This window comes from Streptomyces tendae, from assembly GCF_008632955.1.
Lineage (GTDB): Bacteria > Actinomycetota > Actinomycetes > Streptomycetales > Streptomycetaceae > Streptomyces.
This window is the reverse complement of sequence record NZ_CP043959.1, coordinates 162,212-186,909: the sequence shown is the minus strand read 5'-3', so window position 1 is coordinate 186,909 and position 24,698 is coordinate 162,212. Positions and strand designations below refer to the sequence as shown.

Sequence of the window (24,698 nt, the reverse complement as noted above, 5' to 3'; positions counted from 1 at the left end):
AAGGACCATGGCAGGCAAGGGAGGCAAGGGCTCCACGGGCGGCGCGGGCAAGAGCCTGGTGCGCGCCACGCTCGCCATCCACGAGCCCCCCATCGGCGACAGCACCACACCGGGCGGTCTGATCAAGACCTTCGACTTCGACTTCAACCCGGCGCAGCTCACCCTCACCCGGCGTGCCCAGTGGAAGAGCACCCCGTCCGCCGCCCTGCGCGACGGCCCGCTGCCCGAGTTCATGGGCGCCGAAGGGCGGAGCCTGTCGATGGAGATCTTCCTCGACTCCTCCGGCGACCCGGGCGACAGCAGCGTGCTGAAGAAGGTCGAGGCACTGTTCTCCTGCTGCGAGGTGACCGCCAAGAGCATCGCGGCGGACCAGCCGTCCACACCGTGGGTGGTGTTCGAATGGGGGTCGTTCTCGACGGCGCGGTTCACCGCGTACATCGGCAGCGTGGGGGCGACGTACACCCTGTTCGGCACCACGGGCGTCCCCGTCAGGGCGACGTGCCAGGTGGAGCTGAACGAGATCCCCAGCCAGACCAAGGGCCAGAACCCGACGTCGGGCGCGCTCACCGCGCGGCGCGTGCACCGGGTCGTGGCCGGCGACACCCTGCAGTCGCTGGCCTGGCGGGAGTACGGGGAGGCCGCGGCCTGGCGGGCGATCGCCGAGGCCAACGACATCGACGACCCGTCCCGGCTGCCCAACGGCACCGAACTGATCCTTCCGGCGGCCGGGGAGGTCGCGTACTGATGGTCAAGCCCTCCTTCTCCAACATCGTCGACGTCACCTTCGACGGGAAGCCGGTGCCGCCCTACTTCGCCCCGCTGCTGGTCGGCGGCTGGGTGGACCTGGGCGCGGGTGTGCCGGGCGCCTTCCGGGTCACGTTCCGCGACGCGCACGGGCTGGTGCTCGGCAAACTCGGCATCAAGTTCGGCACCGAGGTGGTGATTGCCCCCGTCGCCCACGGCAAGGGCGCCGGCGACCCGCTGCTGACCGGCGAGGTCACCGGCATGGAGACCGACTACGACGGCACCGGCACCTTCACCGTGATCCGCGGCTACGACCGCGGGCACCGCATGATGCGCCGCCGCCGGGTCGCGGCCTACCGCAACCAGACGGCGTCCGACATCGCCCGCACCCTGGCCGCCCAGGACAACGTCACCGTCGGCACCGTGCAGGGCACGAAGACGGTCTACGAGTTCATCAGCCAGGCCAACGTCACCGACTGGGACTTCCTGTCCCGGCTCGCCGACGAGAACGACATGGTGATGTCCCTCGACGCCAAGGGACGCTTCCAGTTCGTCAGCCCCGACCCCGCCTCCGGCGCCCCGCCCACCAGCACCCCGGGCGAGAAGAGCCCGTACGTCCTCCAGGCCGGCACCGACGTGCTGCGCTGCCGCGCCGCGGTGACCGCCGCCGACCAGTACGGGCGGGTGGAGGCGCGCGGCTGGGACGTCGTCGCGAAGAAGGAGCTGACGGCGACCGCGCCCACCACCACCCACCCCGGCATCGACATCGGCACCACCCCGCGGAAGGCCGCCTCCGCCTTCGGCACCGTCACCCTGGTGGAGACGGAGAAGCCGTACGACCGGCAGAACGAGGTGAAGTACGCGGCGGACTCCCTCGCCGACGACGTCACCTCATCCTTCGCCGAGCTGGAGGTCGTCGTGCGCGGCAACCCCAAGCTGCGCCCCGGCGTGCCCGTCACCCTCACCGACGTCGGCGCCCCCTTCGAGGGCAAGTACACGGTGACGTCCGCCCGGCACGTGTTCGGCGACGGCAAGCACTACGAGACCTGGATCACCGTCAGCGGCCGCCAGTGGCGCTCCCTGTTCGGGCTCACCTCCGGCGGCGGGAGCGGCGCCGCGGCCGCCGCGCCCCGGCTCCCCGGCGTCGCCAACGCCCTGGTCACCGACGTGCAGGACCCACTGAAGCAGGGCCGGGTCAAGCTGCGCTTCCCGTGGCTGGACGACACCTACGTCTCCGACTGGACCCGGACCGTCCAGCTCGGCGGCAAGCGGGGCGGCGGCATCTTCCCGCTCGACGTGGGCGACGAGGTGCTGGTGGCGTTCGACCGGGGCGCCCTCGACCACCCGTTCGTCGTCGGCGGGCTCTACAACGGCGTGGACAAACCCTCCCCGGTACGGGACGTGCCGCTGCACGACGGCGTGAGGCGGCGGGCGATCCGGCACACCCTGTCCGACCGCGACGCCAACCGCGTGGACCTGCTCAGCCAGACCACCGGCGCCCGCAAGCAGGGCGTCCGCGTCGCCTCCGGCGACGACAAGCTGGTCATCAACCTGGACCGCACCAACACGGAGATCACCGTCGACAGCGAGGGAACCGTCGTCATCAAGGGCGGCCGCTCCGTCTCCGTCGAGGCGGGCACCGACCTCACCCTCAACGGCAAACGCTCGGTGACCATCAGGAGCGGCGGCCCGCTCACCCTCCAGGGCCGCGGCGCGGTCAGCCTCAGCTCGTCCGTCGGCGCGGTGAACGTCGACGCCAAGGGCGCCCTCTCCCTCAAGGCGATGGGCCTGGCCTCGCTGACCGCGATGGGCAGCGTGCAGATCAACGCGGCGGCCGCCGTGGGCATCCGGGCCGCCACCGTACCGGTCATGGGCCTGCTCACCGCCAACGGAAAGCCGGTGATCTGATGGCCGAGCAGTTCGTCGGCTCCGGCTGGGCGTTCCCCCTGCGCATCGGGCCCACCGGGGGCATCGCCCTGGTCAGCGGCGAGAAGGAGATCGAGGAGGCCATCCGGCTCATCCTCGCCACCGCCCCCGGTGAACGGCCGATGCGCCCGGAGTTCGGCTGCGCCATCCACGAGATGGTCTTCGCCCCCGTCAACGAGGCCACCGCCGGCCGCATCCAGCACGAGGTGTACACGAGCCTCGACCGCTGGGAACCGCGCATCGAGGTCGAGGAGGTGCAGGTCACCGCGGGACCCGGCGAGGGCGTGCTGCACATCGACGTCCGCTACTCCGTGCGCGGGACCAACAACCCACGCAGCCTCGTCTTCCCCTTCTACGTCATCCCCTCCCACGACGAGCCCGGCACGAGCGGCACGGCCGGTACGGGCGAGTGGGGCCCCCACCCCGAAAGCGACCGCTGATGGCCCTTCCCTCCCCCAACCTCGACGACCGCCGCTTCCAGCAGTTCGTCGACGACGCCAAGCGCTACATCCAGCAGCGCGCCCCGGAGTGGACCGACCACAACGTCTCCGACCCCGGGGTCACCCTGATCGAGGCGGTCGCGCACATGGCCGACCAGATCGTCTACCGCCTCAACCGGGTGCCCGAGAAGAACCACCTGGCCTTCCTGGACCTCGTCGGCATCACCCTGTTCCCGCCCACCGCCGCCCGCACCGACGTCACCTTCTGGCTGTCCGCGCCGCAGGACGAGTCGGTGGTGCTGCCCGAGGGCACCGAGGTGGCCACCACCCGCACCGAGCGCGAGGAGGCCGTGGTCTTCGCCACCGAACGCGAACTCACCGTCGTGTCCACGTCGTTGCGCCGGCTGGCCGTGCAGCACCAGGGGGAGCCGGCCGCCGACCGCACCGACGACCTCACCGAGGGCAAGGACGTCCTCTGCTTCAACGAGTCGCCCCGGCCCGGCGACTGCATGCTGTTCGGGCTGAGCGCCGCCGTCCCGCACTGCGCCGTCGCCCTGGAACTCGACAGCCGCGTCGACGGCGTCGGCGTCGACCCGCGCCAGCCCCCGCTGGTGTGGGAGGCGTGGACCGAGGACGGCTGGACCGAGTGCGAGGTCGACCGTGACGCCACCGGCGGCCTGAACCGGCCCGGCGAGGTCGTCCTGCACGTCCCCGGCGGCCACGTGCTGTCCCGCAACGGCGGCCACGAGGGCGGCTGGCTGCGCTGCCGGGTCACCGAACCCCTCCCGGGCCAGCCCTTCTACACCACCTCCCCGTCCGTGCGGGCCGCCGAGGCCCACACCCTCGGCGGCACCACCTCCGCCGTGCACGCCGAGACGGTGCACGACGAGGCCCTCGGCGAGTCCACCGGCCTGCCCGGGCAGCGGCTGCGCCTGGCCCACGCGCCCGTCGTCGGCGACACCCCGCCCGTGCTGCTGCAGACCGCCGAGCACGACGGCTGGACCGACTGGGACGTCGTCCCCCACTTCGCCGCCTCCCGCCCGCACGACCGGCACATCACCCTGGACGCCACCACCGGCGAGATCGCCTTCGGCCCCGCGGTCCGCGAACCCGACGGCAGCCTGCGCCAGTTCGGCGCCGTCCCCCCGAAGGGTGCCGTCATCCGCGCCCGCCGCTACCGCACCGGCGGCGGCAGGTCCGGCAACGTCGCCCGCGGCGCCGTCCGCGTCCTGCGCCGCTCCGTGCCGTACGTCTCCGAGGTCGTCAACCGGGAGGCCGCACGCGGCGGCGTCGACGGCGAGACCGTCGAGGAGGCGAAGCGCCGGGCGCCCATCACCCTGCGCGCCCAGGAACGCGCGGTCACCCTGCGCGACTACGAGGAACTCGCCCGCCGCGCCGCCCCCGACACCGCCCGTATCACCTGCCTGGAGGGCGAGGAGAGCGAGCACGGCGCCTACGCGGTGCGGGTCCTGGTCGTCCCGCAGGCCGTGCCGGACCCGGGCGGGCGGCTGCGCTTCGAACAGCTCGTGCCCGGCGACGCGCTGCTCACCCGCATCACCCGATACCTCGACGAGCGCCGGCTGATCGGCACGCGTCTGGCCGTGGGCCCGCCGTTCTACCAGGGCGTCACCGTCGTCGCGACCGTGCACGCCTTCCGCGGCACCGACACCGACCGGGTCCGCCGCCAGGCGCACGACGCCCTCTACCGGCACCTCGACCCGCTCACCGGCGGCGCCGACGGCACCGGCTGGCCGTTCGGCCGGCCCGTCCAGGCCGGGGAGATCTTCGCCGTGCTGCAGCGCGTACCCGGCGTGGAACTCGTCGACCAGGTCCTGCTGCACCCCGCCGACCCGATCACCGGCAAGCGCGGCGAGGCCACCGACCGGATCGACCTGTCCGCCCCGTCCCTGGTGTTCTCCTTCGACCACCGGGTCCGTGTGATCGGGGACGGCGCATGAGGGGCTCCGTCGACGGGCTGGGCTCCTCTACGCCGATCGGCGCGATGCTGCCCGCGATCTTCGCCGACGACGACCTGGCACAACGCTTCGTCGCCGGGCTCGACGAGGTGCTCGCGCCGTTCCTGGTCGTCCTCGACAACCTGGACTCCTACTTCGACCCGGCGCTCACCCCGATCGACTTCACCCGCTGGCTGGCCGACTGGGTCGGCGCCGAGACCGACGGCATCGAGACCCACGACAGCCCGGCCGGCGCCCCCTCGGTGGAACGGCGGCTGCGGGCCGCCGTGGCCGCCGCGGCCCGGCTGCACCGGGTGCGCGGCACCCGGCTCGGCCTGTCCGAGGCGGTGCGCCTGGTGTTCGGCGTGACCCCGCGGATCACGGAGAGCGGCGCCGCCGACTGGCACGCCCGCCCGCTCGGCCCGGTCCCCGGCGACCGCCGCCCGCACCTGCACGTCTCGCTGACGCTGCCCGACCCGGCCCCCGCCGACACGCACCGGCTGGACACCCTGGTCGCCGCCGCCCGCCCCGCCCACATGCCCTACACGGTCGAGGTCATCGCCGCGACCGCCGCCGAAAGGACCACCGACAGATGACCAGCCCGTCCTCCGGCCCCGGCCGGACCGCCTCCAGCTGCGCCGAGTGCGGCACCCCGGCGGAGCCCGGCCAGTCGTTCTGCGACTCCTGCGGCGCGGTCCTCGGCTGGGGCGGCGAGGGCCGCCCGGGCCGCACCGAGCCCGCGCGGACCGCGGCGGCCGGTGCGGCTCCGGGGGACTCCGTCGCCCCGGGCGGCTCCGCGCCGGCGGCCACCGCCTCCCGCACGGACGCCCCGGCCACGGCCCGGGCGGACGACTCCCCCTCCGCCACCACCGCCCCGGAGGACGACACCGAGCCCCTCCCCCACGTCCCGGCCTCCGCCGACCCGCAGCACACCGGCGGGAACGCCGACGACGGCCCGGACGACGACAGCGGCCCGGTCCCCGACGCCGAGGCGGCCGAGCGCGCCCGGTCCCTCCTCGTCCCGGTCGCCGACGCGGAGCCGCGCGCCCCGGAGGACCCCGCCGTCGCACCGGTCCTGCCCGGACGCACCGCGGCCCGGCGCCCCCAGGTCCGCGCCGTGGGCCCGCAGGCCGACGCGGAGGGCGGCGTCCCGTGCCCCTGGTGCTCCACCCTCAACCGCCCCGAACGGCACTTCTGCTCCCGCTGCGCCATGTCGATGACGCGCGGCGACGACGCCCCCGTCCGGCTGCCCTGGTGGCGCCGGATGTTCGCCGACCGCGGCGCCGAGTCGGCCTGGGCGGGTGAACGCCCGCGCCTGCGCCGGGGATTCGGCCGCATCTGGAACTGGGTCGTCGGCGCCGTCGTCGTCGGACTGGTCATCGCCCTGGTCGTGAACCTGGGCACGATGGTCCAGGCCACCCGCGACCACTTCGCCAAGCGTGCCCCGATCGGCCCGTCCGGCGTCAAGGCGTCCCGCTCCTACACCGGGCACGACGCGGGCCTCGCCTTCGACAAGCTCAACAACACGTGGTGGGGTCCCGGCATCGCGGAGTCCGCGGAGGGCGAGTGGCTGGAGGTCACCTTCGACCAGCCGACCCGCCTGCTGGACCTCGTGATCACACCGGGCACCTCCACCCGTGCGGACCAGCTCTCGGAGTCGGCGCTGCCGCGCCGGATCGACGCGCAGGTCACCCTCGCCGACGGCGAGAAGATCACCCGCACCCTCACCCTCGACCAGGGCGCGGGCGGCCAGCGCCGGAAGTTCCGGGTGGGCGAGGTGACGACCGTGCGCTTCGTCCTGCGCTCGGCCTACAACGCCGGTGCCGACAAGCAGGTGGCGATCGCCGAGATCGAGTTCTTCGGCCCGTCGAACAACAACAGCTGACGCCCGCCGGGCCCGCCTCGGGGTGGCTCCGGGGCGGGCCCCGAGGGGACCCCGGAGTGCGCCCCTTAGGGGATGTCACAGCTCGGCAGCAATGCCCCGCCCCGTGGCCGGGGCCCGGCACACGGCCGCCCGGGACCAGGTAGCTTCAAGAACGTGGCTGGATTCAGGATGGGACGCGGACGGAACAACAACGGTGCGCCGCACGCGCGACCGCAACACCCCCCGCACGGGCAGCAGACACCGCCGGGGCCGGCGTACGGCTACCCGCAGGCCCCGCAGCCGCCCGCCTACGGGCAGGGCGGAGGCGGCGGCAGCCCCTGGCCGCACGCCGGACCCGGCGGCCCGGGCGGCTACGGCGGGCAGGGCGGCCACGGCGAGCCGGAGTACTTCGGCGACGGCGGCTACCCGCCCGGCGTCCCGCACGACCCGTACGCGGCCAACAACCCCGGCCACACGCAGGCGTTCTCGATCGACGACCCCTACAGCCAGGGTGAGACGTACCACGCGGGTGCGGCGCCGGCCGGGCCGGTCGGGCCCCGGCTGCACTGGAAGGACCTGCTGAAGGGCATCGTCCTGTCCCCGCAGCAGACGTTCCTGCAGATGCGCGACTACACGATGTGGGGCCCCGCCCTCGTCGTCACCTTCCTGTACGGCCTGCTCGCCGTCTTCGGCTTCGACGGCGCCCGCGCGGACGCCATCAACGCGACACTGTCCAACGCCGTGCCGATCGTGCTGACGACGGCCGTCGCGATGGTGCTCAGCGCGTTCGTCCTCGGTGTGGTCACCCACACGCTGGCCCGCCAGCTCGGCGGCAACGGCGCCTGGCAGCCCACGGTCGGCCTGTCGATGCTGATCATGTCCCTCACGGACGCCCCGCGCCTGGTCTTCGCCATGTTCGCGGGCGGTGACGCCATGTTCGTCCAGCTCCTCGGCTGGGCCACCTGGGTCGCGGGCGGCGCCCTGCTCACGATGATGGTCAGCCGCTCCCACGACCTGCCCTGGCCGAAGGCCCTGGGCGCGTCGTCGATCCAGCTGATCGCCCTGCTGTCGATCGTGAAGCTCGGCACGTTCTGACCGGCACGGTGGTACGAGGGGGCTCCCTGAGGGGAGCCCCTTCCGCTTTCCGGGATGCTCAGTCCCGCGGGTGGGTGCACTCGGGCGGCGGATTGCGGGTGTTCGCGATGACCCCGTCCAGCCGGTCGCGCGCCGCTGTGAGGTCCGCGATGCGCTCGCTGATGCGAGCCCGCTCGCTCTCCAGATGCTCCACGAGCCCCGGCGGCACCGAGCCGGAGTACACGCTCGGCAGCACCTCCCGCACGGAGCGGCTGGCCAGCCCGGCGGCGAACAGCTGCCGGATCAGGCCGACCCGGTCGACGGCGGAGCCGGGATAGTGCCGCTGGCCTCCGGGGCCGCGCTCGGCGGGCAGCAGCCCCTGCTCCTCGTAGTACCGGAGCGCCCGGACACTCACCCCGGCCCTCCGTGCCACCTCACCGATCCGCATACACGTCCTCCGATCGACGGCCGTCACTCGTACGACGTGCCACTTGCATCTGACGCCGACGTCAGGTCCTAGCGTCGCGGGTGTCGAAGTCATTCCGGCTCTTCCGGCCCAGGAGGCAGAACATCATGCGCGCAGCCCGCTACCACGAGTACGGCGACACGACGGTGCTCACCGTCGAGGAGGCTCCCGACCCCACACCGGGCCCCGGCGAGATCCGGATCCGGGTCGCCGCGGCGAGCGTCAACCCGGTCGACTGGAAGGTGCGCAGCGGCGCCGTGCGTGACCTTCTCCCCGTGGACCTGCCGGCGGTCCCGGGCCGCGACGCCGTGGGCGTGGTGGACGAGATCGGTGAGGGCGTCCACGGGGTGGCCGTCGGCGACCGCGTCTTCGGGCTCGGCGGGGTGACGGGCGCGACGGCGGAGCTGGCCGTGCTGTCGGCCTGGGCGCCGGCGCCCGCGGCGTGGAGCGACGAGGAGGCGGCCGGGGCGGCCCTGGCCGCCGTGACGGCGCTCAGCGGACTGAAGACGCTCGGCCCGCTGTCCGGCCGTACGCTCCTGATCGAGGGCGCCGCCGGAGGAGTCGGCAGCGCGGCGGTCGAGATCGCGGCGGCCCAGGGCGCCACCGTGATCGGCACGGCCGGCGAGCACAACCACGCGTTCCTCACCGCGCTGGGGGCGGTGCCGACGACGTACGGCACGGGCCTCGCCGAGCGTCTGGCCGACCTGGCACCGAACGGCATCGACCTGGTCCTCGACGCGGCCGGCTCCGGATCGCTGGACGCACTCGTGGAAATCGCCGGCGACCCGGCCCGGGTGGTCACGGTCACCGACCACCGCAACGCGGAGCGTCTGGGCGTGCGGGTGGCCAACGCGGTGAACGACTCGGCCTGGCTCGCCGAAGCGGCCGACCTCGGCGAGCGGGGCCGCTACACACCGCGCGTCGAGCGGACGTACCCCCTGGAAGAGATCGCGAAGGCCCACGCCCACTCGGAGGGCGGGCATGTGCGCGGGAAGATCGTGGTGCTGCTGTGACCGGTCCTGCCTTAGAGGGCTTCCCGGTTCACGGCGGGGGCCTCACCCGAGGGGGTGACCGGCGGCAGGACGCTCCACGGGAAGTTGATCCACTCATCCGTGCGCTTCCACACGTACTCGCACTTCACCAGCGACTGCGCCTTCTCGTAGATGACGGCGCTGCGCACCTCGGCGACGGCGTCGAGGCAGAAGTCGCGGACCAGCTTGAGGGTCTTGCCGGTGTCGGCGACGTCGTCCGCGATCAGCACCTTCTTGTCGGTGAAGTCGATCGCGTTGGGGACGGGCGCGAGCATGACCGGCATCTCGAGCGTCGTCCCGACGCCGGTGTAGAACTCGACGTTGACCAGGTGGATGTTCTTGCAGTCGAGGGCGTAGGCCAGCCCGCCGGCGACGAACACACCGCCGCGCGCGATGCTCAGCACCACGTCCGGCCGGTAGCCGTCGTCGGCGATGGTCTGGGCGAGCTCGCGGACGGCGACGCCGAACTGCTCGTAGCTGAGGTTCTCGCGCATCCCGCTCACACCTGCGTCCGGTGGAAGTTGAGGAAGGACCTCGAGGCCGTGGGCCCGCGCTGCCCCTGGTACCGGGAGCCGTACCGCTCGCTGCCGTACGGGTGCTCGGCGGGCGAGCTGAGCCGGAACATGCAGAGCTGGCCGATCTTCATGCCCGGCCAGAGCTTGATGGGGAGCGTGGCGAGGTTGCTCAGCTCCAGGGTGACGTGCCCGGAGAAGCCGGGATCGATGAAGCCGGCCGTGGAGTGGGTGACCAGCCCGAGCCGCCCGAGCGAGCTCTTGCCCTCCAGCCGGGAAGCCAGGTCCACGGGCAGGGAGATCACCTCGTAGGTGCTGGCCAGCACGAACTCACCGGGGTGCAGGATGAACGGCTCGTCCCCGTCCGGCTCCACGAGCCGGGTCAGGTCCGCCTGCTCGACCGACGGGTCGATGTGCGGGTAGCGGTGGTTCTCGAACACCCGGAAGTAGCGGTCGAGACGTACGTCGATGCTGGACGGCTGCACCATGGATTCGTCGTAGGGATCGATCCGCACCCGCCCGGCGTCGATCTCGGCCCGGATGTCCTTGTCAGAGAGAAGCACGCCCCGAGAATACGCAAGGCGCGCGCGGCGGCCGAATCCGGCCGCCCCGCGCGCCCACGCCCTCTGTCTGCGACTTTCCGCTGCCGCTCCTGCCTCGGCTGCCTGCCGGCCGCCGCTTCCGGCTACCTCTCCCGGTTACCGCTTCTGCAAGGTCACCGGCACGACGCTGCGAAGCCGCGCACAGCGCGGACACCGCAGCAGCCGGCCGGGGCCGAGGCGCTCGGCCTGCTGCATCGGGAACGAGGTGGCGGTGAACACGTGCCCATCGGCACAGCGGACGACGGTGCGCTCCATCAAGTCCAAGAGTCCCTTCCCCAAGAGCCGCGTCTGGCTTGCTGCCCTGACGACAAAAGCCACGTTACGGGATGAAAGGAACGGCGCTCCAGGCGGCACCCCGGACGCACGCCACGGCGTCACGGTACGCCTCGCCGTCTGCCCACCGCAGCCGCTTCCACACCCTGAAACACGGTCAGGCCCCCGGGTCTTGGACACCGAGGGCCTGCCATGAGGTAGAGTGAGCGAGCGTCCGGACCACTCCCGACGGGGTTATCTGGATCTTGCGCGGGTGTAGTTTAATGGTAGAACATCAGCTTCCCAAGCTGAGAGCGCGAGTTCGATTCTCGTCACCCGCTCCATGAAAAACCCCCAGGTCATCGACCCGGGGGTTCTTTGTTGTCTAGACCGGTGGGCGGATGCCGCACCACAACCGCACCATTAGCCCGCCGACGGCTCCTCCTTGTGGTGCGCACGGTCGTCGGTGTGGTGCTTCGCACGCTCGGCGCGTACGAGGTCGTCGAGCCCAGCGGCGACCTCCCGTTGCCGGTCCTCGTCGGAGTGCTGATAGATCAGCGCCGCCTTCTCGGAGGACTGGCCGGCGCGCACCATCGTGTCCCGGAGGGTGGCGCCCGAGCGGGTGGACAGGGTGTGCCCGGTGTGGCGAAGGTCGTAGAAGCGGAAGCCGTTCGGGAGACCGGCGACCTCACGGGCCCGCCGCCACTTCCGCCCGAAGGTCGTACGCCGGAAGGCCGCGCCCTTCTCCCCCACGAAGACCAACCCGTCCGGGCTCTTCTCGGCGAACCAGTCGAGGTGCCGCTTCACCTCCTTCCGGAGGAAGGGCGGCAGGACGACCACACGAGCACCCGCGTCGGACTTGGTCGGCCCGGGCGCCCGCTTGCCGTTGGTCCGCTCCGGCTCGGCGACCCGCACACGGATCACGAGGTTGTCGACGTCGACGTCCCGACGGCGGAGGCCGGCCAGCTCCTCCGGCCGCATCGGACCGTAGGCGCCGAGGTAGACCATGAGCCGCCAACGGATGCCGATGGCGTCGGCGAGCGCGTCGACCTGGGCGACGGTGGCGATGCGCCGTTCCGCCGCCGATTCCTTGCCCGCCCCCTTGATCCGGCACGGGTTGCGCGTGATCAGGTCGTCGTCGACGGCCGTCTCAAGGATGCCCTTGAGGAGGCGATACGCCTTGGCAACGGTGGTCCTGGCCTTGGTGGCGCGGAGCCGTTCGGCGCGCCACTCACGCACACGCGGAGCCGTGATCTCGTCCAGGTCGAGCCCGCCGAACGCCGGGAGGATGTACAGGCGCAGCAGGTGCCGGTACAGGTCCTCGGTCCGAACGGCCAACTCCCGCTCCTCGACCCACTTCTCGGCGTAGACGCCGAAGTTGACGGCCCCGGCGTCGGGAGCGCGCCAGTCCCCGCGGCTGAGGTCCGCCTCGACCTGGGACAGCCAGATCTCGGCGTCCTTCTTGGTCGCGAAGGTCTCGTCCGCACGGATGCGCTCACCGTCGGGCCCGAGGTACGAAGCCGTCCACCGGCCGGACCGGTACTGCCGCACCGCACCGAAGCGCCGACGTCTGCCCTTCTTGTTGGCCATCAGGCGGCCCTCCGCAGTCCCGCGTGGCGGAGCCTCACCGGTTCCACGGTGTGGGCGGCGAGAAAGTCGCGCACGGCGCTCTCGGGGATGCGGACGTGACGGCCTACCTTCACGTACCGGATGCGCCGCTCCTCGATGAGCCGCCGCGCGAAGCGGACGCCCGTGCCGAGGCGTTCGGCGACCTGGGCCACGGTGAGGAGTCGTTCCATGGTCACCACTCCCCCTCGGCCCCGGCTTGGTCGCGTAGTGCTTCGCGGGCGGTCTCACGGTTGAGCCGGATGTCCCGGGCGATGGTGGCGGCGAGGGCGGATTCACCGGGGGTGTGGCCGTGTCCGGCGTACTGCCAGTCCGCCAGGACGAGGACGGTCTCCGGCTCGCGGTCGTCCCGGCCGAGGGTCCCGGCGTCCTGTGCGGCGCGGTAGTCGGCGCGTGCCTGACGGAGGGCACCGAGGGTGGTGGAGTAGTGGCGGGACTTCGAGGAAAAGTGGCCGCGGAAACCGAGCATGTGCGCCCAGGCCCACAGTCGCCCGTCCGGATACAGCGGGTCGAGGTCGCGGCATGCGGTGATGAGGCGGCGGGTGTGGTCGGGGACGCCATGGCGGTCGAGTTCGGCGAGTTCGCCGATGCGGCGGTCGAGGGTGCCGGTGTTCTCAGCGGCCTTGGTCGAGTACTTGGCGACGTAGGAGGCGACAGCCTGTTCGGTGATGTCGGAGCCGTCCCCGAATGCCTTCACCGGCCGGACGTCGAGCTGTGTACCCCAACGGAACGACCGGGCCGGCTGGTCCCCGGCGGCCGGTACCGAGGCCGACGTGTAAGAGTGCGCCGCAGCTGCACCGATCGCATCGGCGAGGACACCGACCGTGGCCCACGCGGGCGGCGGTGTTCCAGGACCCTCCGGCCCGTCGAGCCGGATCACCGCATGGAAGTGCAGGGCACCCCGCTTCTGGAACTCGGCGACCTTGCCGTACGAGAGGCGGACGTGATCGGCGAGTTCACGGCGGGGAAGGCCACCGCGAGCGGCGAGTTCACGGCGGAGCCGAGTGGTGAAGCGCTGCCAGAGCTGCCCGGCGTGGTTGTTGAAGAGGACGGCGCCCGCGTAGTCGTACGTCGCCGGGTCGAGGGCGGTGCCCAGTTCGGGTGCGTCGGGGGCGTGGCGGGTGCCGCAGCGGCAGACGCCGTGATCGGGCCGGTTGTGGACCGGGCCGAACGAGGGCGCGGTGAGGGTGGCGAAGACGCGCGGGTGATCCCGGACGGTGGTGGGGATGTCGCGGCGGTCGTCACCGGCGAGGCCGGCGCGGATGAGGTGGTAGGTGTCGCCCGCGTAGGTCCAGGCGCAGGCCGGGCAGCGGGAGGCGCGGCGGTTGCCGCAGGCGAGGCGGAGGCGTCCGCCGGGTTCATCGGCGGTGGTGTAGTGGTGCAGGGTCTCGCCGGTGGTCTTGTCCTTGTGGAGGGTCCAGCCGGTGAGGTGGATGGGGTCGGAGCAGCCGCCGGTGCGGCGGATCTGGTCTTCCCATCGGGTGTAGTTGCCGGCCGAGGCCACCCGAAGCAAATCGCCGAGGACGACCGGGTTGAGCAGAGGCTCAGGCGCGGACAGGGCGCGATGCGCCATGCTGGGTGCTTCCTTCCGGTTGAAAGATCGGACAGGGACGGCTCCCGGGCGGCGGATGCTTGGCGGTATCGATGCCGCCCGGGGGCCGGTCAGCGCCGCTTGGCGTCGGCGTTGACGAGCGAGCGGATCACCAGGGCGCAGACGGCGACCGAGGCGCCCGTGATGGCGACCGCGAGGAGCATGGAGACCAGGACGGCGCCGACGACCAGGACGACGGCCGTGCCGCCGCCGACGAGGGCGAGCGCGGTGCCGGGGGTGAGTTGGACCGTGGGCCGGGACGCAACCGGGACTGGGGCGACGGGGGCCGGCGGGATCGGGGTTCCCGGGGTGATCGTGGTCGGCTCGACGACGTCAGGCGGGATGACCCGGCCGGTGGGCTGGGGCATGGTCGGGAGCTTGGGCCGGAACATGAGCGGATCTCCTTACTTGACGGCGCTGTCGATGACGGGGGCAAGCACGCTGTCGGCGAGGAGGAAGCCGCCGAGGAGGAGCACGGCGATCAGCCACCAGGGCGGGCGGACGAGCTTGACGCCGAGCCAGCCGACGACGATCAGGGCGAGCCAGAGCGGGACGTCCATGTCGGGGTCTCCTAGCGGACGCGGCAGCGGTGGGTGCGGGCGGCGAGCTGGGCGGCGGAGCGGCTGGTGTAGTCGGCGGACCAGCCGCAGTTGTCGTTGCTGCACACGGCGGCGTGCTTGGTGGTGCCGTTGCGGTCGCGGTGGGTGCCGATCTGCACGGGGCCGATGCGCATCACGGAGTGGAAGAAGTCGCGGGCGGGCATGTCAGTCGGTCTCCGTTCGGGTCAGGTTCGGGTCGGGGAAGGCAGCGCGGATACCGGCGGCGGTGGCCGGGTCGGCGGTTAGGCGGGCGGCCTCCTCGGCGAGCAGGTAGGCGAGGAAGGGCCGGTTGGAGGCGGCCATCTCGCGGGCGGCGTCGAGGTGGTCGGCGGCGGTCAGGTCGGCCGGATCGACGAGCACGAGGTGCCCCCTTTCGGTGTCAGGCGAGCTGGGCGGCGATGGCGTCGGCCAGGTGCGGCGGAACGCCGAGGCGGGCGCGCAGGGTGTCGGTGTCGATCCGGGCACCAGTCCGGGCGTGGTGGTCGGCGGCGACCTTGCGGGCGTGGTCCACCAGCGCGGCCGGGACCGGAACGGCCGGCGGCGTCGGAGCGGAGTGGACGGGCGGGAGGGCCGGGGCAGCGTCGGCGGAGTCGACCGGGGCCAACTCCGGCTCAGCAGCGGGGGCCGGTTCGGGTTCCACCTCGGGCACGGGGTCCGGCACCGGCGCAGGGTCCGGCGAAGCCGAGGTGTGGCCTGCGGACGAGTGGGCGAGGAGAGTGCCACCCAGGAAGGCCAGGGCAGGCCAGGCGGCGACCAGGATGCTCAGCCAGGCGGGAACGTCGTCCAGGTCGAGAAGCCCGGCGGTGGCGACATTGGCGCCGAGCGAGGCGACCAGGGCGATGAGGAACCAGCACCAGGCCAGCCGGGACGGCCCGTCCATGCGCAGCCGACGCCAGGCGGCGACGAGGAGCAGGTCTACGGAGACCGGATAGGCCCAGGCCTTCCAGCCGTCCTGTCCAGCGGCGGCGGCGAGGTCGTGGAGATGGGCGAAGGACAGTGCCCCGGCGATGACGGCCTGAACGAGCACGGCGTCCACGCGGAGGGCGGGGCGGGTCATGACAGCTCCTCCTGTGATCAGGCATGGCGGGGGTAGGGACACGGCGCGAAGAACGGTCGCGCCGACCGTGGGATGTGGAGAGATCAGGCGGTGGCGGAGGCCGTCTTAGACAGCGGCACACGCGCCGAGGGCACGGAGGCGACCGAGGGCCGGAAGGCCGCCAGGGCGGGAAGATCCGGGGTGCGGTCGGCGTACTTGTTGCAGGTGTTCACGGCTTGCCGAAGTGAGGTGTGCGGGGCGCGGATGCGGTGCCAACCGCCGGTGGAGTCCCCGGCGATGGCGAGCCCGCGGGTCTCGGCGGGGATCTGGATGGCGGCCAGGACAGCATCCGGGGCGATGTCGCCGAAGGCCATGTTCGCCGAGGTTTCGTCGTTGACGCGGTGGGCGGTGCGGCCGGTGAGCTGGGCACGGAGCATCGTGATGCCCTTGCCGAGTTCGGAGCCGAAACGCTGCCCGCAAATCTCCAGATAGATGCCGGCCGCGCGGCCGAGCTGGGCGAGGCGGACCAGGGCGGTGATGATCCGGTCCCGCCGCTTCTCCTCCTCCTTGCTCGCGAAGAGGGCGAGTTCGGCGACCTCGTCGACCAAGACCACGACCGGCACCGGCCGCAGGTCTTCGGGCAGGTCCCAGATGTCGGCGGCGATCTCCGCATCCGGCACGGCGACGCTGACGCGCTGCTCGGCCCGGATGAGCTGATACACGTCCCTCATGTGGGAGACCAGCGCCTCCAGGAGCTCCAGCGCGGTGTCAGGGTTGTCGGCGAGCGCGGAGAACCGGCGCGCCAGCGGGAACAGCTCCACCCCTTGTTTGCAGTCGATGCCGATCAGGGCGACGTGCTGCGGGGCGAGGCCAGCGACGAGGTTGCGCTGATAGACGGACTTGCCGGACTCCGTCGCGCCGAGGGTCAGACCGTGCGGGACGGCACGGTAATCGCGGTAGTGGACCGAGCCGTCTTCCCGTAGTGCGACCGGGACCCGCATCGGACGGGTGTCGGCCTTGGCAGGCATCTGCACCCGCTTGAGCACGTCGTAGCCAGTCATCCGGATCTCGACCACGCCCGAGCGCAGCTCACGGGAGGTGACGCCGTACATGCCGAAGGAGTGGCGCAGCCGGTCCGAGGCGGCGGCGACGTCGAAGGCGTCCTGTCCGGGCCGGAGCTTAAGCCGCAGGATCAGGCCGGTGCGGGTGGGACGCAGCCGCAGGATGCGCGGTGCGCGGGACTCCGGCGCCGGGCGGTTGGTCATCCGAGCCAGCATCAGACGCCAGCGCGAGGGCGGGACCGTCAGGCCGCAGGCGTCCATGACCGAGCCGTACCGGACCAGGACCCGCAGAACCGCGAGGGTGACCCCGAAGGTCAGCCAGTACCAGGCGGGGCGCCGCCACCGCAGGAGACCCGCAGCGGCGACGACCACCAGCAGTAAGACCGTCGGCCACGTCACGGCTCAGGCCGCCTTCGAGGCCGAGTCGACGTCGACCAGCGAGGTGACGGCGACCGCGCGGAAGGCGATCCCGTGCCGCTTCTGGCCGTTGAACTCGTTCTCCCACGGTCGGGCGACCAGGCCGGTGAGCGCCACCGGGGTACCCATGGCCAGCTCACCGGAGAAGCCGGTCTCCGGGACGGTGATGGACAGGATCTCCACCTCGTCGTTGGCCGCGAACATCACGTCGACCGTCATCAACTTGACGCCGGTCTCCATGTCGGTGGCGATCTCACCGGTACGGCGGTCACGGACCTTGGGCTGTGGGGCCTTGGCGACCATCACGGTGGCACCGGACGTCTCCACGGGAATCTGACGCACAGCAGATCACTCCTCTACAGATGTCGAACTCCGCCACTCATGTACATGAGTGATGGGAAGAAGAGTGCCTGACTCCTATACATGAGTCAACCCGCCGCGGCTAAGAAGTCACGACGGATCGCAAGGAGTTGAGCAGGCGTCAGTCGGCGGCAGGGATCCGGTACTCGAAAACGAACTGGTCAGCAGCCATGAGCGTGTCGCAGACTTCGACCACGAGCCCCGCAGTCGTGCGAGCCTCACGGATCAGGTGAACCACCGGCGCACCGGGGCTGAGCGCCAGCTCGGACGCCTCCACCTTGGAGGCCGGCCGCGCTTGCAGCGTCTCGACGAACTCGGCGAACTCGTGCCCGTGGTCTTCGAGTCGGGCGTAGATGCCACCGCCGCCGGGGTTCTCGGCGAACAGCTCCGGGATCTCCTTGACGACGTCCCACGGGAGGTACGAGGAGGCGGTCTCGACCGGGGTGCCGTTGCGGAAGTAGAGACGCCGACGTGCGAGCACCTGAGTGCCAGCGGGGACGCCCAGTCGCCGGGCGGCATCCTCGGGGGCCTCCATGGGCCCGATGTAGAGGACGCTCACCTTGGCCGTGGCGCCGGACTGCGCGGACTCCGCGAGGTACGCGGCCTTACCTCCCTGCCGATGGGACCGCCGGAAGCGATCCGACGACCGATGCCGCACCGGCGGCCGGTCCTTCACGATCGACCCCTTGCCGTGCCGAGTCTCGACGAGCCCGCTCGCCCGCACCTCGACCATGGCCTTGCGGATCGTGCCGCCCGAGACGCCGTAACGCTCCACCAGCTCCGACTCACTCGGCACCATGTCGCCGGGCTTGAGCACACCGGCCCGGATCTGCCGCACGATCTCATCGGCGATCTGCACGTACCGAGGCCCCGACCTGCCCCCCTCTACCGCAGTTCCCATAGTCGTTCTCCGCCTCCTATGCTCCTGTACATGAGTCAATCACAGGAAGCAACGCCCTCACCCCTGCACTCCGTCTCCGTCGCCGGAGTAGTGGTGCGCGAGGACGGGCGCCTCCTGGCCATCCGCCGGGCCGACAACGGCACATGGGAACTCCCCGGCGGCGTGCTCGAACTCGACGAGACCCCGGAGGCCGGCGTAGCCCGCGAGGTCCTGGAGGAGACCGGCATCCACGTCGAGGTGGATGAACTCACCGGCGTCTACAAGAACACAACCCGCGGCATCGTCGCCCTGGTCTTCCGCTGCAAGCCCTCCGGCGGCACTGAGCGCACATCGAGCGAGTCGACGGCCGTCTCCTGGCTCACACCCGACGAGGTCAGCGAGCGCATGGCCGAGGTCTACGCGATCAGGCTCTTGGACGCCTTGGACGGCAACGGCCCCCACGTACGGAGCCACGACGGCAAACAGCTCATCCCAGCGGGATAAGACTTTCCCTACTTCATCAAGGCGGCTCGCTCCGCTCACCGCGCGCGGCCCGGCCCCCGGCCGGGCCTGCGCTCCTGTCTCCGCCCCGCTCCAGCCCGGCCGGCGCCCGTGCCGCGCCCACAGCAGTCAGCCGCCTCGAATCCCGGTGCCATGTAGGTCTGCGGCGCGACACCGTATGAAAAGACCAATTAGCGTGGCTGAGGCTGGTGGTGGTACATCGAGACACACGCGCGCCTGAGCGATCGGTGGACCCGCCGTCGTGGCTGACTGTCGTCGGCTGAGGCACAGACGATGCCCCTCAGCCAGCGAATCAGCACGCACGGAAGGTGTTAGGCGCCAGTCAACCGATGAACGCCGTCTAGCGAAGGCAGAGACTCCGCTAGCTGACATCTAGCAGTTATTCAGGGATCTCCGGCCTAACAGGTTCGGTGTGCCATTCTAGGCTGTCGTCACGGCAGGCTACATAGTTTGCATCCAGCTCATCAGAAAGCAGGAGCAAAGCGGTTACCTTTTTGACGATTGCGGAGAACTGGCGAACCTCGGCGGTATCGAGAGCACGCTTCAGCAGCCGATCGTCTCTGTAGGAAAGCCACTTACGCAAGACCGAATAGCCGCCTACACGATAATCCCAAACCTTCTCAGGAACCGAGGCCCAAAAAGCCCTACCGTTGAGATAGACATCAACGGCACTACCTAGCTGGCTCTCCATGCGGTCGGGTGACAATCCGAGTGCAGCGGCTGCAGCGCCATATGATTGGATCTCATGCGGCGACCATGGACGAGTCTCGGTACGTCCAGCAACGGGCATGACGGCTTTGGGCTGGATACTCGCCCATGACTTCAGCCGCAAGTCCGAAGGCTCTAGTGCGCCCTCTGTCCCACTCACATTTCCTACGAGGCGCAGAAAATCCCACACCTTCGACTCGAAGAGGGGCTCCACAGCCAATTCGACATCGAGGAGGGAACTGATCTTTCTACCGAGCTCGACACTTTGGTCAAACCTCGACTTATCAAGCGGGAGGGGGACTCTCTGGAAATTGAAGCGTCCTCCATCCCTGTTCTCTTCCAGGTATGCAGGGCTGAACCCGACAGCGAGAGCATGCAGCCAAGGAGTCGCAGCCACCTCGGGGTGATCAATCTCTCGGCACCCGATCCGAGTAAGCCAATCGCGAGTTCTTCCTGAGAGATTCGCTCTGGGCTGCTTGGAGGTCACGTCGAATAGCGCCCCTTGCTCTTTCTCCACTTCCGTCGGCAGCATCACAGGGAAATAATAGGCATCCTTGTGCAGGGCATGCTCATCGCCAATTCCTGCAAATAGATAGAAAGCAGCTCCATCGAGGGCCCTAGGAACCCTCTTCCGTGCAAGGAAAAACGTCGGATTGGGTTCACGCATGGCCTTAATCAAGTCCGGACGAGGCTCGTTCCATAGAGGACGAGTCGGCTCGAGGTAGGCCCAGCGCTGATCAAACGGGAAGGACAGATAGCGTCCGACATTTTCAGGACGGTATCCACCCTTAGCAATTAGTCGTTGCCGTACAACATTTGGGTCTGCGAATCGCGCAGCTGGTTCACGCAGACCGCGGAGATCTTCCGCCAGATGTTCCGTGGAATCAGTCTCGTCGAAATACCGCATCATCCTCGCTTCGATCTGAGGACGAGAGAACGCGATCAGCGCACCTTTGCGCTTTTCAAGAAGCCCCAGGAGGGGCGACTCTTCTGCTAGTTCGTCAACACGAGGCCAGCGAAAATACCTCTCGTGGACCTGCGCTGGACGAAAGGTATAGGCAGTATCTTCGCGAGGGGCCAGTGAAGCATAAGCGGGTTCTCCAGTGGAGAGACTATCAAGGAGTTCCTTCCGCTTTCCCACACCCCAGAAGTCTCGATAAGTAACCTCTGGAGCCGGCGAGCGAGTTAGCTTACGGACGAATGTGCCAATCGCTGTGCCTTGATTAATCCCAGAACGATTACGCTCAGTCCTGAAGACGGAAGGGTCATCCTTTCCGTCGGGCGTCCTTTTCCCGGTTTCCCTTCCATCGCCGTTTAGATTGTCGATAGCAACTTTATCGAACTCCGCGAGCACCCGCTGCCTCACCGCAACAAGGGAGGGATCGCCAAGGTAGGAGAAGTTTGAGATGAAGCTGACGATTCCTTCACCCTGCTTTTCTGCTATACGCCGCTCAGCAACCCTGAAGAAGCGCACGTACAGGTCATCCAGGTTGTGCCGAGTAATCCCCCACCCCTTGAGGCCTGACTTGTAGGCATCCAGAAGGTCACCTTCTTCTTTGGGGCTAACACCAGCGAAGGCGTTGTATGGCGGATTGCCGAGCACCACTAGAATCGGGGCTTCCTTTTTGACGGCTTGCGCCGAGTCGCGCTCCTTTTCGAGCTCAGGAAAAGTAAGATGAGTCTGGTTAGAGTCTTCCGACCATCCCGTTAGTGCATTCGTAAGAAAAACAGCCACCCGCTCTGCTTCGGCAGCATTCAAGGGAGCGCCGGCATTCTGCAAGAATGACCCAAGCTGCAGGTGAGCGATAACGAAGGGAGCGGGTAGGATCTCGAAGCCAATGATCCTGCTAGTGGCCGCTCTCTTGAGATCTTGGCCAGTCAGCGCATCGCCTCCGCCTTCTGTGAGCCGCCGCTGAATGACGCGCAAGACCTCCAAGAGGAAGGATCCGGTACCCACACAAGGATCAAGAACCCAGACCCGCTCATCTGCGAGTCCATCGCGACAACCCAGCTCTTCCTTGAGTACGTTGTCGACATTTTGGACGATGTAAGAGACCACCTCTGGCGGCGTGTACCAAATACCCAAATCTTTGCGCAATTGCGGGTCAAACTCGGCAAGAAACGGCTCATAAAAATACTGCACCGCGTCAGCAGCTTCAAAGTATGAGAAGAAGGCGTCGCGATTCACACGGTTAAGCGCTTCTCCAGCCCAATCTAGAATCTCGTCCAAGCGGAGGGGGCGGAGCCGCGAAGCAGTCGATACCTGCTCGAAGAGCATGCGAACGACGGGCACGCTCAGGAACCATGAAGCTGTCCGCCAATTGAATTTCTCATCCCCTTCTTCACGGTCATTGCACCAATAGACCCACGCGGAGAAAACTCCATAGAATAGTGTCTGCACGAGGGTGGATCGGAAGAACCGATGAGCGTCAGGCCCTTCAAAAGAAATGCCGAGTGCCTGATCCAGGGCATTCTCAAGGGAGTCAAGGGCACTCAGGTCCTGATCCTCGATCCGCTCCAGCGCCTGCTTTGCGTAGGCCGCCAGGAAATAGGCGAGATCTTCTGGCTTATTGATAGGCGCGCCTGCTGTGAGTGCGCGATTCATGTAGTCGTATAGTTCCTGAGCAATCCTGTCGAACTGATCGCTAGCTTCAAGGGCGACTAGATCCTGAATCGAGTCGGCCAAAGAGAAAGACTCGCGCTCCAAGAGGCGACTCTTTCCCTGAGTGACGAGTCGAAAGCTCAAAAAGTTGCTTACCAGAACCTTTCCGTAGCGAGTTGCATACTTTCGAACTTGTGCCGTACGAATCACCGCTCCGAGGTCGGCACCGAAAGGCTTGGCTTCAATAGCTCCTTGAGTCGGCAGCTGCCGCTCAAAAGCCGCCTCCTGTCCGCCGACTCGCCTCAGCTGATTGGCCGCAAAGAGTCCCCCATCGGGAATGCCCGCTCCGCTGTTCCTCAAGTTAATTACTGCAGAGATTCCCGGATCCGTGTTGCGACCTACCGAGTTAATGAGCCGCTCTAGAGCCCCGTAATAGGAGGTCTCAGGCACTCCTTCACCGGTGGAATAGACACGCTTAAGATCGTGGATATACTGCTTGAGAATAGCGGTCGGGGCTTTGGGCATTTGAACCAACTGCTCCCTTCGCCGGACAGATCCGGTTCAGCCTTGTATCACTACGATCTTAGCTTCAATCGCGTGTGAGGGCCCGTCAGGACGCAGAAGTAGGGGTGACGTGCTACATCCTCCCCCAGCAGCGGCCACGGCTTGCCGTGCCGGCCATGCGGAAGCGGCCACGCCCGCCAGCCCCGAGCGGCAACCTCTGTCGCTCGCGCTGAGTCGAAGCAGGCAGGAAGCTCAGGGTCTGGCACCTGCATAGGATCCCTGCGGTGGCGCTTGACCCCTGAGGGCACAGCGACCGCGCCCAGAAGCGGGGCCGGTTGGCGCGATGAGCAGGCCGCCTCCCCCGCAATGAGCCGGGTCCAACATTCGTGAGGAGCAGGGGTTGGTCAGTCGCAAAAGGCTGGATCGGGCCTGCCCCACCGGGGGGCGGGGCAACAACCTGCCGCCTGTAGCATCCCAAGTAGGTTGAACTGTGCCACCTGTTGATCGTTTGGGTCAGGGACCACAACGGCCAGGCTGCGCAGTTGACGGCTCCGTACTGAGAGTCGGCCCGGCCTGGTGGTAGCCAGACCGGGCCTGCACCCGCGGAGCGTTGGTGAGCCCGGCCGTTCAATAGCCGGCCGGGCTCACCGTCCTACTTGCTCCAGAAGTGCAGCGACCGCCACGAGAAGGCTGAGAATCGACAAAATCACCTGCCAACGGTCTGGCGGAGACCAGCTAATCCTCACCTTGTTCGGCGACTGGTCACACATTGCTGCCCCTCTCTCATTGCGCCCTCTCTGAGGGCATCCCGGCCGGTTGACGGCCGGAGCTCTCGCGGGAGGTGGGCAACGGGTAGAGCCTAGCGCCCTAACTCGCTCTACTTCCCGGTTGCTTGAGCAGGAGCGTTTCAGCGGTCTCTATCGCGGTGACTTTCGCATGTACTTTGTGTGAGTCCTCTCGGTGTCGGGGCTACTCCCGAGTCCCTCACCCCCGAGATCGGTCGTTAGACGGCCCCAGGTGGCCTCGGGCATGACGGAACAAGCGACGCTTGCAGGGCAATGTGATGTCCGTCACTCTACGGATCGGCGGTCCCTGGACCCGAGCGTCCAGCACAGAGAGCCTCGCCATAGACCTTACGGACTACGCATGGACTAGCCTCGGCCCACAGAGCCCTCGATCCGCCACGACCAGCGACGTCGCCTGACTGTCAAGCGGCCTCCGGAGCCATGTGTGATCCAAGCCGCTCCGTTGGGTCGGCCTGTTCGGCATACTCAGGTGTCTGGATCGCGAGCGCAGGGGGTGGGCGATGTACGGCCGGAGCGACGAGGCATGGGATCAGTTGGTCAATGCCGGCTTGAAGTTCCTCGTTGAGCGGGCACAACTCCGTAAGGTCACGACCTACACGGAGATGAACTCTGTACTGGCCCGGCGGACTGGACTGCCTGGCTTCGACTTCGAGCAAGCGGACGAGCGGGCAGCGATGGGCCACCTGCTTGGACTGATAGTGGAACGGGACTACCCAGAGAGCGGGCTCATGATCTCCGCCTTGGTCCACTACCTCGGGGCAAACGATGCTGGACCTGGTTTCTACACACTCGCGCAGCAGCTCGGTCTGCTTCCGAAGGGTTCCTCCGCAACGGTGAAGCTCGAATTCTGGATTGGGCAGGTCAACTCGCTTCACGAGCGCCATGCCCCTTCGCATCTGCCTGGATGATGCGTTCTGTCATGGAATTTGGGCTCTGGGGCGAGCCGGTCAAGGAGGAACTGGAGCTGTCACAGGAGGACCCCCGACCTTCAACGGCATCCCGTCCCATGACATCCACAGGTGACATCAACAGCCATGGATGGCGGCAGTCGGCAGAAGCTTGACGCGGCATGGTCAGCTGGTGGGTGCCAGGCGTGATGGGGGTACCGGACGAATTCCTA

General features: G+C 68.9%; 26 protein-coding genes and 1 tRNA gene. 11 read left to right on the top strand and 16 right to left on the bottom strand.

Features of this window, described 5'->3' with window-relative positions:
- Positions 1-7: 7 nt before the first annotated feature.
- From F3L20_RS00920 to F3L20_RS00890, 7 genes are all read left to right on the top strand, one after another.
- Complete coding sequence (locus F3L20_RS00920) at positions 8-745, top strand: LysM peptidoglycan-binding domain-containing protein (protein ID WP_150151116.1); 738 nt, start codon at positions 8-10, stop codon at positions 743-745.
- A complete protein-coding gene (locus F3L20_RS00915) occupies positions 745-2,652 on the top strand; it encodes a VgrG-related protein (protein WP_150151113.1) in 1,908 nt (635 codons plus the stop codon). The genes F3L20_RS00920 and F3L20_RS00915 overlap by 1 nt, the downstream gene beginning before the upstream one ends.
- Entirely contained in the window at positions 2,652-3,110 is a 459-nt protein-coding gene (locus F3L20_RS00910) for a GPW/gp25 family protein (RefSeq protein ID WP_150151110.1), read from the top strand. The genes F3L20_RS00915 and F3L20_RS00910 overlap by 1 nt, the downstream gene beginning before the upstream one ends.
- The gene (locus tag F3L20_RS00905; protein ID WP_150151107.1) at positions 3,110-5,068 is read left to right on the top strand and encodes a putative baseplate assembly protein; all 1,959 of its coding nucleotides are present in this window, start codon (positions 3,110-3,112) and stop codon (positions 5,066-5,068) included. The genes F3L20_RS00910 and F3L20_RS00905 overlap by 1 nt, the downstream gene beginning before the upstream one ends.
- A complete protein-coding gene (locus tag F3L20_RS00900) occupies positions 5,065-5,661 on the top strand; it encodes a phage tail protein (RefSeq protein WP_150151104.1) in 597 nt (198 codons plus the stop codon). Before F3L20_RS00905 ends, F3L20_RS00900 begins: the two co-directional genes overlap by 4 nt.
- On the top strand, positions 5,658-6,950 hold the full coding sequence (locus F3L20_RS00895; protein WP_150151101.1) for a zinc ribbon domain-containing protein: 1,293 nt from the start codon (positions 5,658-5,660) through the stop codon (positions 6,948-6,950). The genes F3L20_RS00900 and F3L20_RS00895 overlap by 4 nt, the downstream gene beginning before the upstream one ends.
- 72 nt (positions 6,951-7,022) lie before the next feature.
- Positions 7,023-8,024 (top strand): Yip1 family protein, encoded by a 1,002-nt coding sequence (locus F3L20_RS00890; protein WP_150151098.1) that lies wholly within the window; start codon positions 7,023-7,025, stop codon positions 8,022-8,024.
- A gap of 58 nt (positions 8,025-8,082) precedes the next feature.
- Here F3L20_RS00890 and F3L20_RS00885 read toward each other — a convergent pair whose 3' ends face one another.
- The gene (locus F3L20_RS00885) at positions 8,083-8,451 is read right to left on the bottom strand and encodes a MerR family transcriptional regulator (protein ID WP_145829171.1); all 369 of its coding nucleotides are present in this window, start codon (positions 8,449-8,451) and stop codon (positions 8,083-8,085) included.
- Between the two features lie 125 nt (positions 8,452-8,576).
- Here F3L20_RS00885 and F3L20_RS00880 point away from each other — a divergent pair, with 125 nt between their 5' ends.
- Positions 8,577-9,482 (top strand): NADP-dependent oxidoreductase, encoded by a 906-nt coding sequence (locus F3L20_RS00880; protein WP_150151095.1) that lies wholly within the window; start codon positions 8,577-8,579, stop codon positions 9,480-9,482.
- Between the two features lie 11 nt (positions 9,483-9,493).
- On the opposite strand, the gene F3L20_RS00875 is transcribed toward F3L20_RS00880, so the two are convergent.
- The 3 genes from F3L20_RS00875 to F3L20_RS33865 form a co-directional block, all read right to left on the bottom strand.
- Positions 9,494-10,003, bottom strand: coding sequence for a phosphoribosyltransferase (locus F3L20_RS00875; protein WP_150151092.1), 510 nt, complete (start codon positions 10,001-10,003; stop codon positions 9,494-9,496).
- On the bottom strand, positions 10,000-10,575 hold the full coding sequence (gene dcd / locus F3L20_RS00870; protein ID WP_024886422.1) for a dCTP deaminase: 576 nt from the start codon (positions 10,573-10,575) through the stop codon (positions 10,000-10,002). Before dcd ends, F3L20_RS00875 begins: the two co-directional genes overlap by 4 nt.
- Positions 10,576-10,710: 135 nt before the next feature.
- Positions 10,711-10,869, bottom strand: a complete 159-nt coding sequence (locus F3L20_RS33865) for a hypothetical protein (protein WP_167534416.1) — start codon at positions 10,867-10,869, stop codon at positions 10,711-10,713.
- 267 nt (positions 10,870-11,136) lie between these two features.
- On the opposite strand from F3L20_RS33865, the gene F3L20_RS00865 reads away from it, so the two are divergent.
- Positions 11,137-11,210, top strand: a tRNA-Gly gene (locus F3L20_RS00865).
- A gap of 79 nt (positions 11,211-11,289) precedes the next feature.
- Here F3L20_RS00865 and F3L20_RS00860 read toward each other — a convergent pair.
- The 11 genes from F3L20_RS00860 to F3L20_RS00810 form a co-directional block, all read right to left on the bottom strand.
- Positions 11,290-12,456 carry a tyrosine-type recombinase/integrase gene (locus F3L20_RS00860; protein ID WP_150151088.1) on the bottom strand — a complete coding sequence of 389 codons (1,167 nt, stop codon included), beginning with the start codon at positions 12,454-12,456 and terminating at the stop codon, positions 11,290-11,292.
- On the bottom strand, positions 12,456-12,665 hold the full coding sequence (locus F3L20_RS00855) for a helix-turn-helix domain-containing protein (RefSeq protein ID WP_150151085.1): 210 nt from the start codon (positions 12,663-12,665) through the stop codon (positions 12,456-12,458). Before F3L20_RS00855 ends, F3L20_RS00860 begins: the two co-directional genes overlap by 1 nt.
- A gap of 2 nt (positions 12,666-12,667) precedes the next feature.
- A complete protein-coding gene (gene repSA / locus F3L20_RS00850) occupies positions 12,668-14,065 on the bottom strand; it encodes a replication initiator protein RepSA (RefSeq protein ID WP_150151082.1) in 1,398 nt (465 codons plus the stop codon).
- An 89-nt stretch (positions 14,066-14,154) separates the two neighbouring features.
- The gene (locus F3L20_RS00845) at positions 14,155-14,475 is read right to left on the bottom strand and encodes a SpdD-like protein (protein WP_150151079.1); all 321 of its coding nucleotides are present in this window, start codon (positions 14,473-14,475) and stop codon (positions 14,155-14,157) included.
- 12 nt (positions 14,476-14,487) lie between these two features.
- Positions 14,488-14,643 carry a hypothetical protein gene (locus tag F3L20_RS00840; protein ID WP_078948898.1) on the bottom strand — a complete coding sequence of 52 codons (156 nt, stop codon included), beginning with the start codon at positions 14,641-14,643 and terminating at the stop codon, positions 14,488-14,490.
- Between the two features lie 11 nt (positions 14,644-14,654).
- Positions 14,655-14,846: a mobile element transfer protein gene (locus tag F3L20_RS00835; protein ID WP_150151076.1), complete on the bottom strand. Its 192-nt coding sequence runs from the start codon at positions 14,844-14,846 to the stop codon at positions 14,655-14,657.
- 1 nt (position 14,847) lies between these two features.
- Complete coding sequence (locus F3L20_RS00830) at positions 14,848-15,042, bottom strand: hypothetical protein (RefSeq protein WP_150151073.1); 195 nt, start codon at positions 15,040-15,042, stop codon at positions 14,848-14,850.
- A gap of 19 nt (positions 15,043-15,061) precedes the next feature.
- On the bottom strand, positions 15,062-15,739 hold the full coding sequence (locus tag F3L20_RS00825; RefSeq protein ID WP_150151070.1) for a DUF2637 domain-containing protein: 678 nt from the start codon (positions 15,737-15,739) through the stop codon (positions 15,062-15,064).
- An 83-nt stretch (positions 15,740-15,822) separates the two neighbouring features.
- A complete protein-coding gene (locus F3L20_RS00820) occupies positions 15,823-17,178 on the bottom strand; it encodes an FtsK/SpoIIIE domain-containing protein (protein ID WP_150151067.1) in 1,356 nt (451 codons plus the stop codon).
- Between the two features lie 3 nt (positions 17,179-17,181).
- On the bottom strand, positions 17,182-17,538 hold the full coding sequence (locus tag F3L20_RS00815) for a hypothetical protein (protein WP_004929398.1): 357 nt from the start codon (positions 17,536-17,538) through the stop codon (positions 17,182-17,184).
- 139 nt (positions 17,539-17,677) lie between these two features.
- Positions 17,678-18,457, bottom strand: a complete 780-nt coding sequence (locus tag F3L20_RS00810; protein ID WP_150151064.1) for a GntR family transcriptional regulator — start codon at positions 18,455-18,457, stop codon at positions 17,678-17,680.
- A gap of 18 nt (positions 18,458-18,475) precedes the next feature.
- Here F3L20_RS00810 and F3L20_RS00805 point away from each other — a divergent pair, with 18 nt between their 5' ends.
- Positions 18,476-18,940, top strand: a complete 465-nt coding sequence (locus tag F3L20_RS00805; protein WP_167534432.1) for an NUDIX hydrolase — start codon at positions 18,476-18,478, stop codon at positions 18,938-18,940.
- Between the two features lie 397 nt (positions 18,941-19,337).
- Here F3L20_RS00805 and F3L20_RS00800 read toward each other — a convergent pair whose 3' ends face one another.
- Positions 19,338-22,793, bottom strand: coding sequence for a type ISP restriction/modification enzyme (locus F3L20_RS00800; RefSeq protein WP_150151061.1), 3,456 nt, complete (start codon positions 22,791-22,793; stop codon positions 19,338-19,340).
- A 1,285-nt stretch (positions 22,794-24,078) separates the two neighbouring features.
- Here F3L20_RS00800 and F3L20_RS00795 point away from each other — a divergent pair.
- Positions 24,079-24,486, top strand: coding sequence for a hypothetical protein (locus F3L20_RS00795; protein WP_181007385.1), 408 nt, complete (start codon positions 24,079-24,081; stop codon positions 24,484-24,486).
- Positions 24,487-24,698 lie beyond the last annotated feature (212 nt).

Coding starts and splice junctions, on each gene's coding strand:
- F3L20_RS00900 (WP_150151104.1), top strand. CDS start 5,065: ATGAGGGGCTCCGTCGACGGGCTGGGCTCCTCTACGCCGATCGGCGCG.
- F3L20_RS00905 (WP_150151107.1), top strand. CDS start 3,110: ATGGCCCTTCCCTCCCCCAACCTCGACGACCGCCGCTTCCAGCAGTTC.
- F3L20_RS00840 (WP_078948898.1), bottom strand. CDS start 14,643: ATGGACGTCCCGCTCTGGCTCGCCCTGATCGTCGTCGGCTGGCTCGGC.
- F3L20_RS00920 (WP_150151116.1), top strand. CDS start 8: ATGGCAGGCAAGGGAGGCAAGGGCTCCACGGGCGGCGCGGGCAAGAGC.
- F3L20_RS00885 (WP_145829171.1), bottom strand. CDS start 8,451: ATGCGGATCGGTGAGGTGGCACGGAGGGCCGGGGTGAGTGTCCGGGCG.
- repSA (WP_150151082.1), bottom strand. CDS start 14,065: ATGGCGCATCGCGCCCTGTCCGCGCCTGAGCCTCTGCTCAACCCGGTC.
- F3L20_RS00890 (WP_150151098.1), top strand. CDS start 7,023: ATGTCACAGCTCGGCAGCAATGCCCCGCCCCGTGGCCGGGGCCCGGCA.
- F3L20_RS00825 (WP_150151070.1), bottom strand. CDS start 15,739: ATGACCCGCCCCGCCCTCCGCGTGGACGCCGTGCTCGTTCAGGCCGTC.
- F3L20_RS00810 (WP_150151064.1), bottom strand. CDS start 18,457: ATGGGAACTGCGGTAGAGGGGGGCAGGTCGGGGCCTCGGTACGTGCAG.
- F3L20_RS00835 (WP_150151076.1), bottom strand. CDS start 14,846: ATGCCCGCCCGCGACTTCTTCCACTCCGTGATGCGCATCGGCCCCGTG.
- F3L20_RS00895 (WP_150151101.1), top strand. CDS start 5,658: ATGACCAGCCCGTCCTCCGGCCCCGGCCGGACCGCCTCCAGCTGCGCC.
- F3L20_RS00910 (WP_150151110.1), top strand. CDS start 2,652: ATGGCCGAGCAGTTCGTCGGCTCCGGCTGGGCGTTCCCCCTGCGCATC.
- F3L20_RS00805 (WP_167534432.1), top strand. CDS start 18,476: ATGCTCCTGTACATGAGTCAATCACAGGAAGCAACGCCCTCACCCCTG.
- F3L20_RS00860 (WP_150151088.1), bottom strand. CDS start 12,456: ATGGCCAACAAGAAGGGCAGACGTCGGCGCTTCGGTGCGGTGCGGCAG.
- F3L20_RS33865 (WP_167534416.1), bottom strand. CDS start 10,869: ATGGAGCGCACCGTCGTCCGCTGTGCCGATGGGCACGTGTTCACCGCC.
- F3L20_RS00880 (WP_150151095.1), top strand. CDS start 8,577: ATGCGCGCAGCCCGCTACCACGAGTACGGCGACACGACGGTGCTCACC.
- F3L20_RS00800 (WP_150151061.1), bottom strand. CDS start 22,793: ATGCCCAAAGCCCCGACCGCTATTCTCAAGCAGTATATCCACGATCTT.
- F3L20_RS00915 (WP_150151113.1), top strand. CDS start 745: ATGGTCAAGCCCTCCTTCTCCAACATCGTCGACGTCACCTTCGACGGG.
- F3L20_RS00795 (WP_181007385.1), top strand. CDS start 24,079: ATGTACGGCCGGAGCGACGAGGCATGGGATCAGTTGGTCAATGCCGGC.
- F3L20_RS00845 (WP_150151079.1), bottom strand. CDS start 14,475: ATGTTCCGGCCCAAGCTCCCGACCATGCCCCAGCCCACCGGCCGGGTC.
- F3L20_RS00855 (WP_150151085.1), bottom strand. CDS start 12,665: ATGGAACGACTCCTCACCGTGGCCCAGGTCGCCGAACGCCTCGGCACG.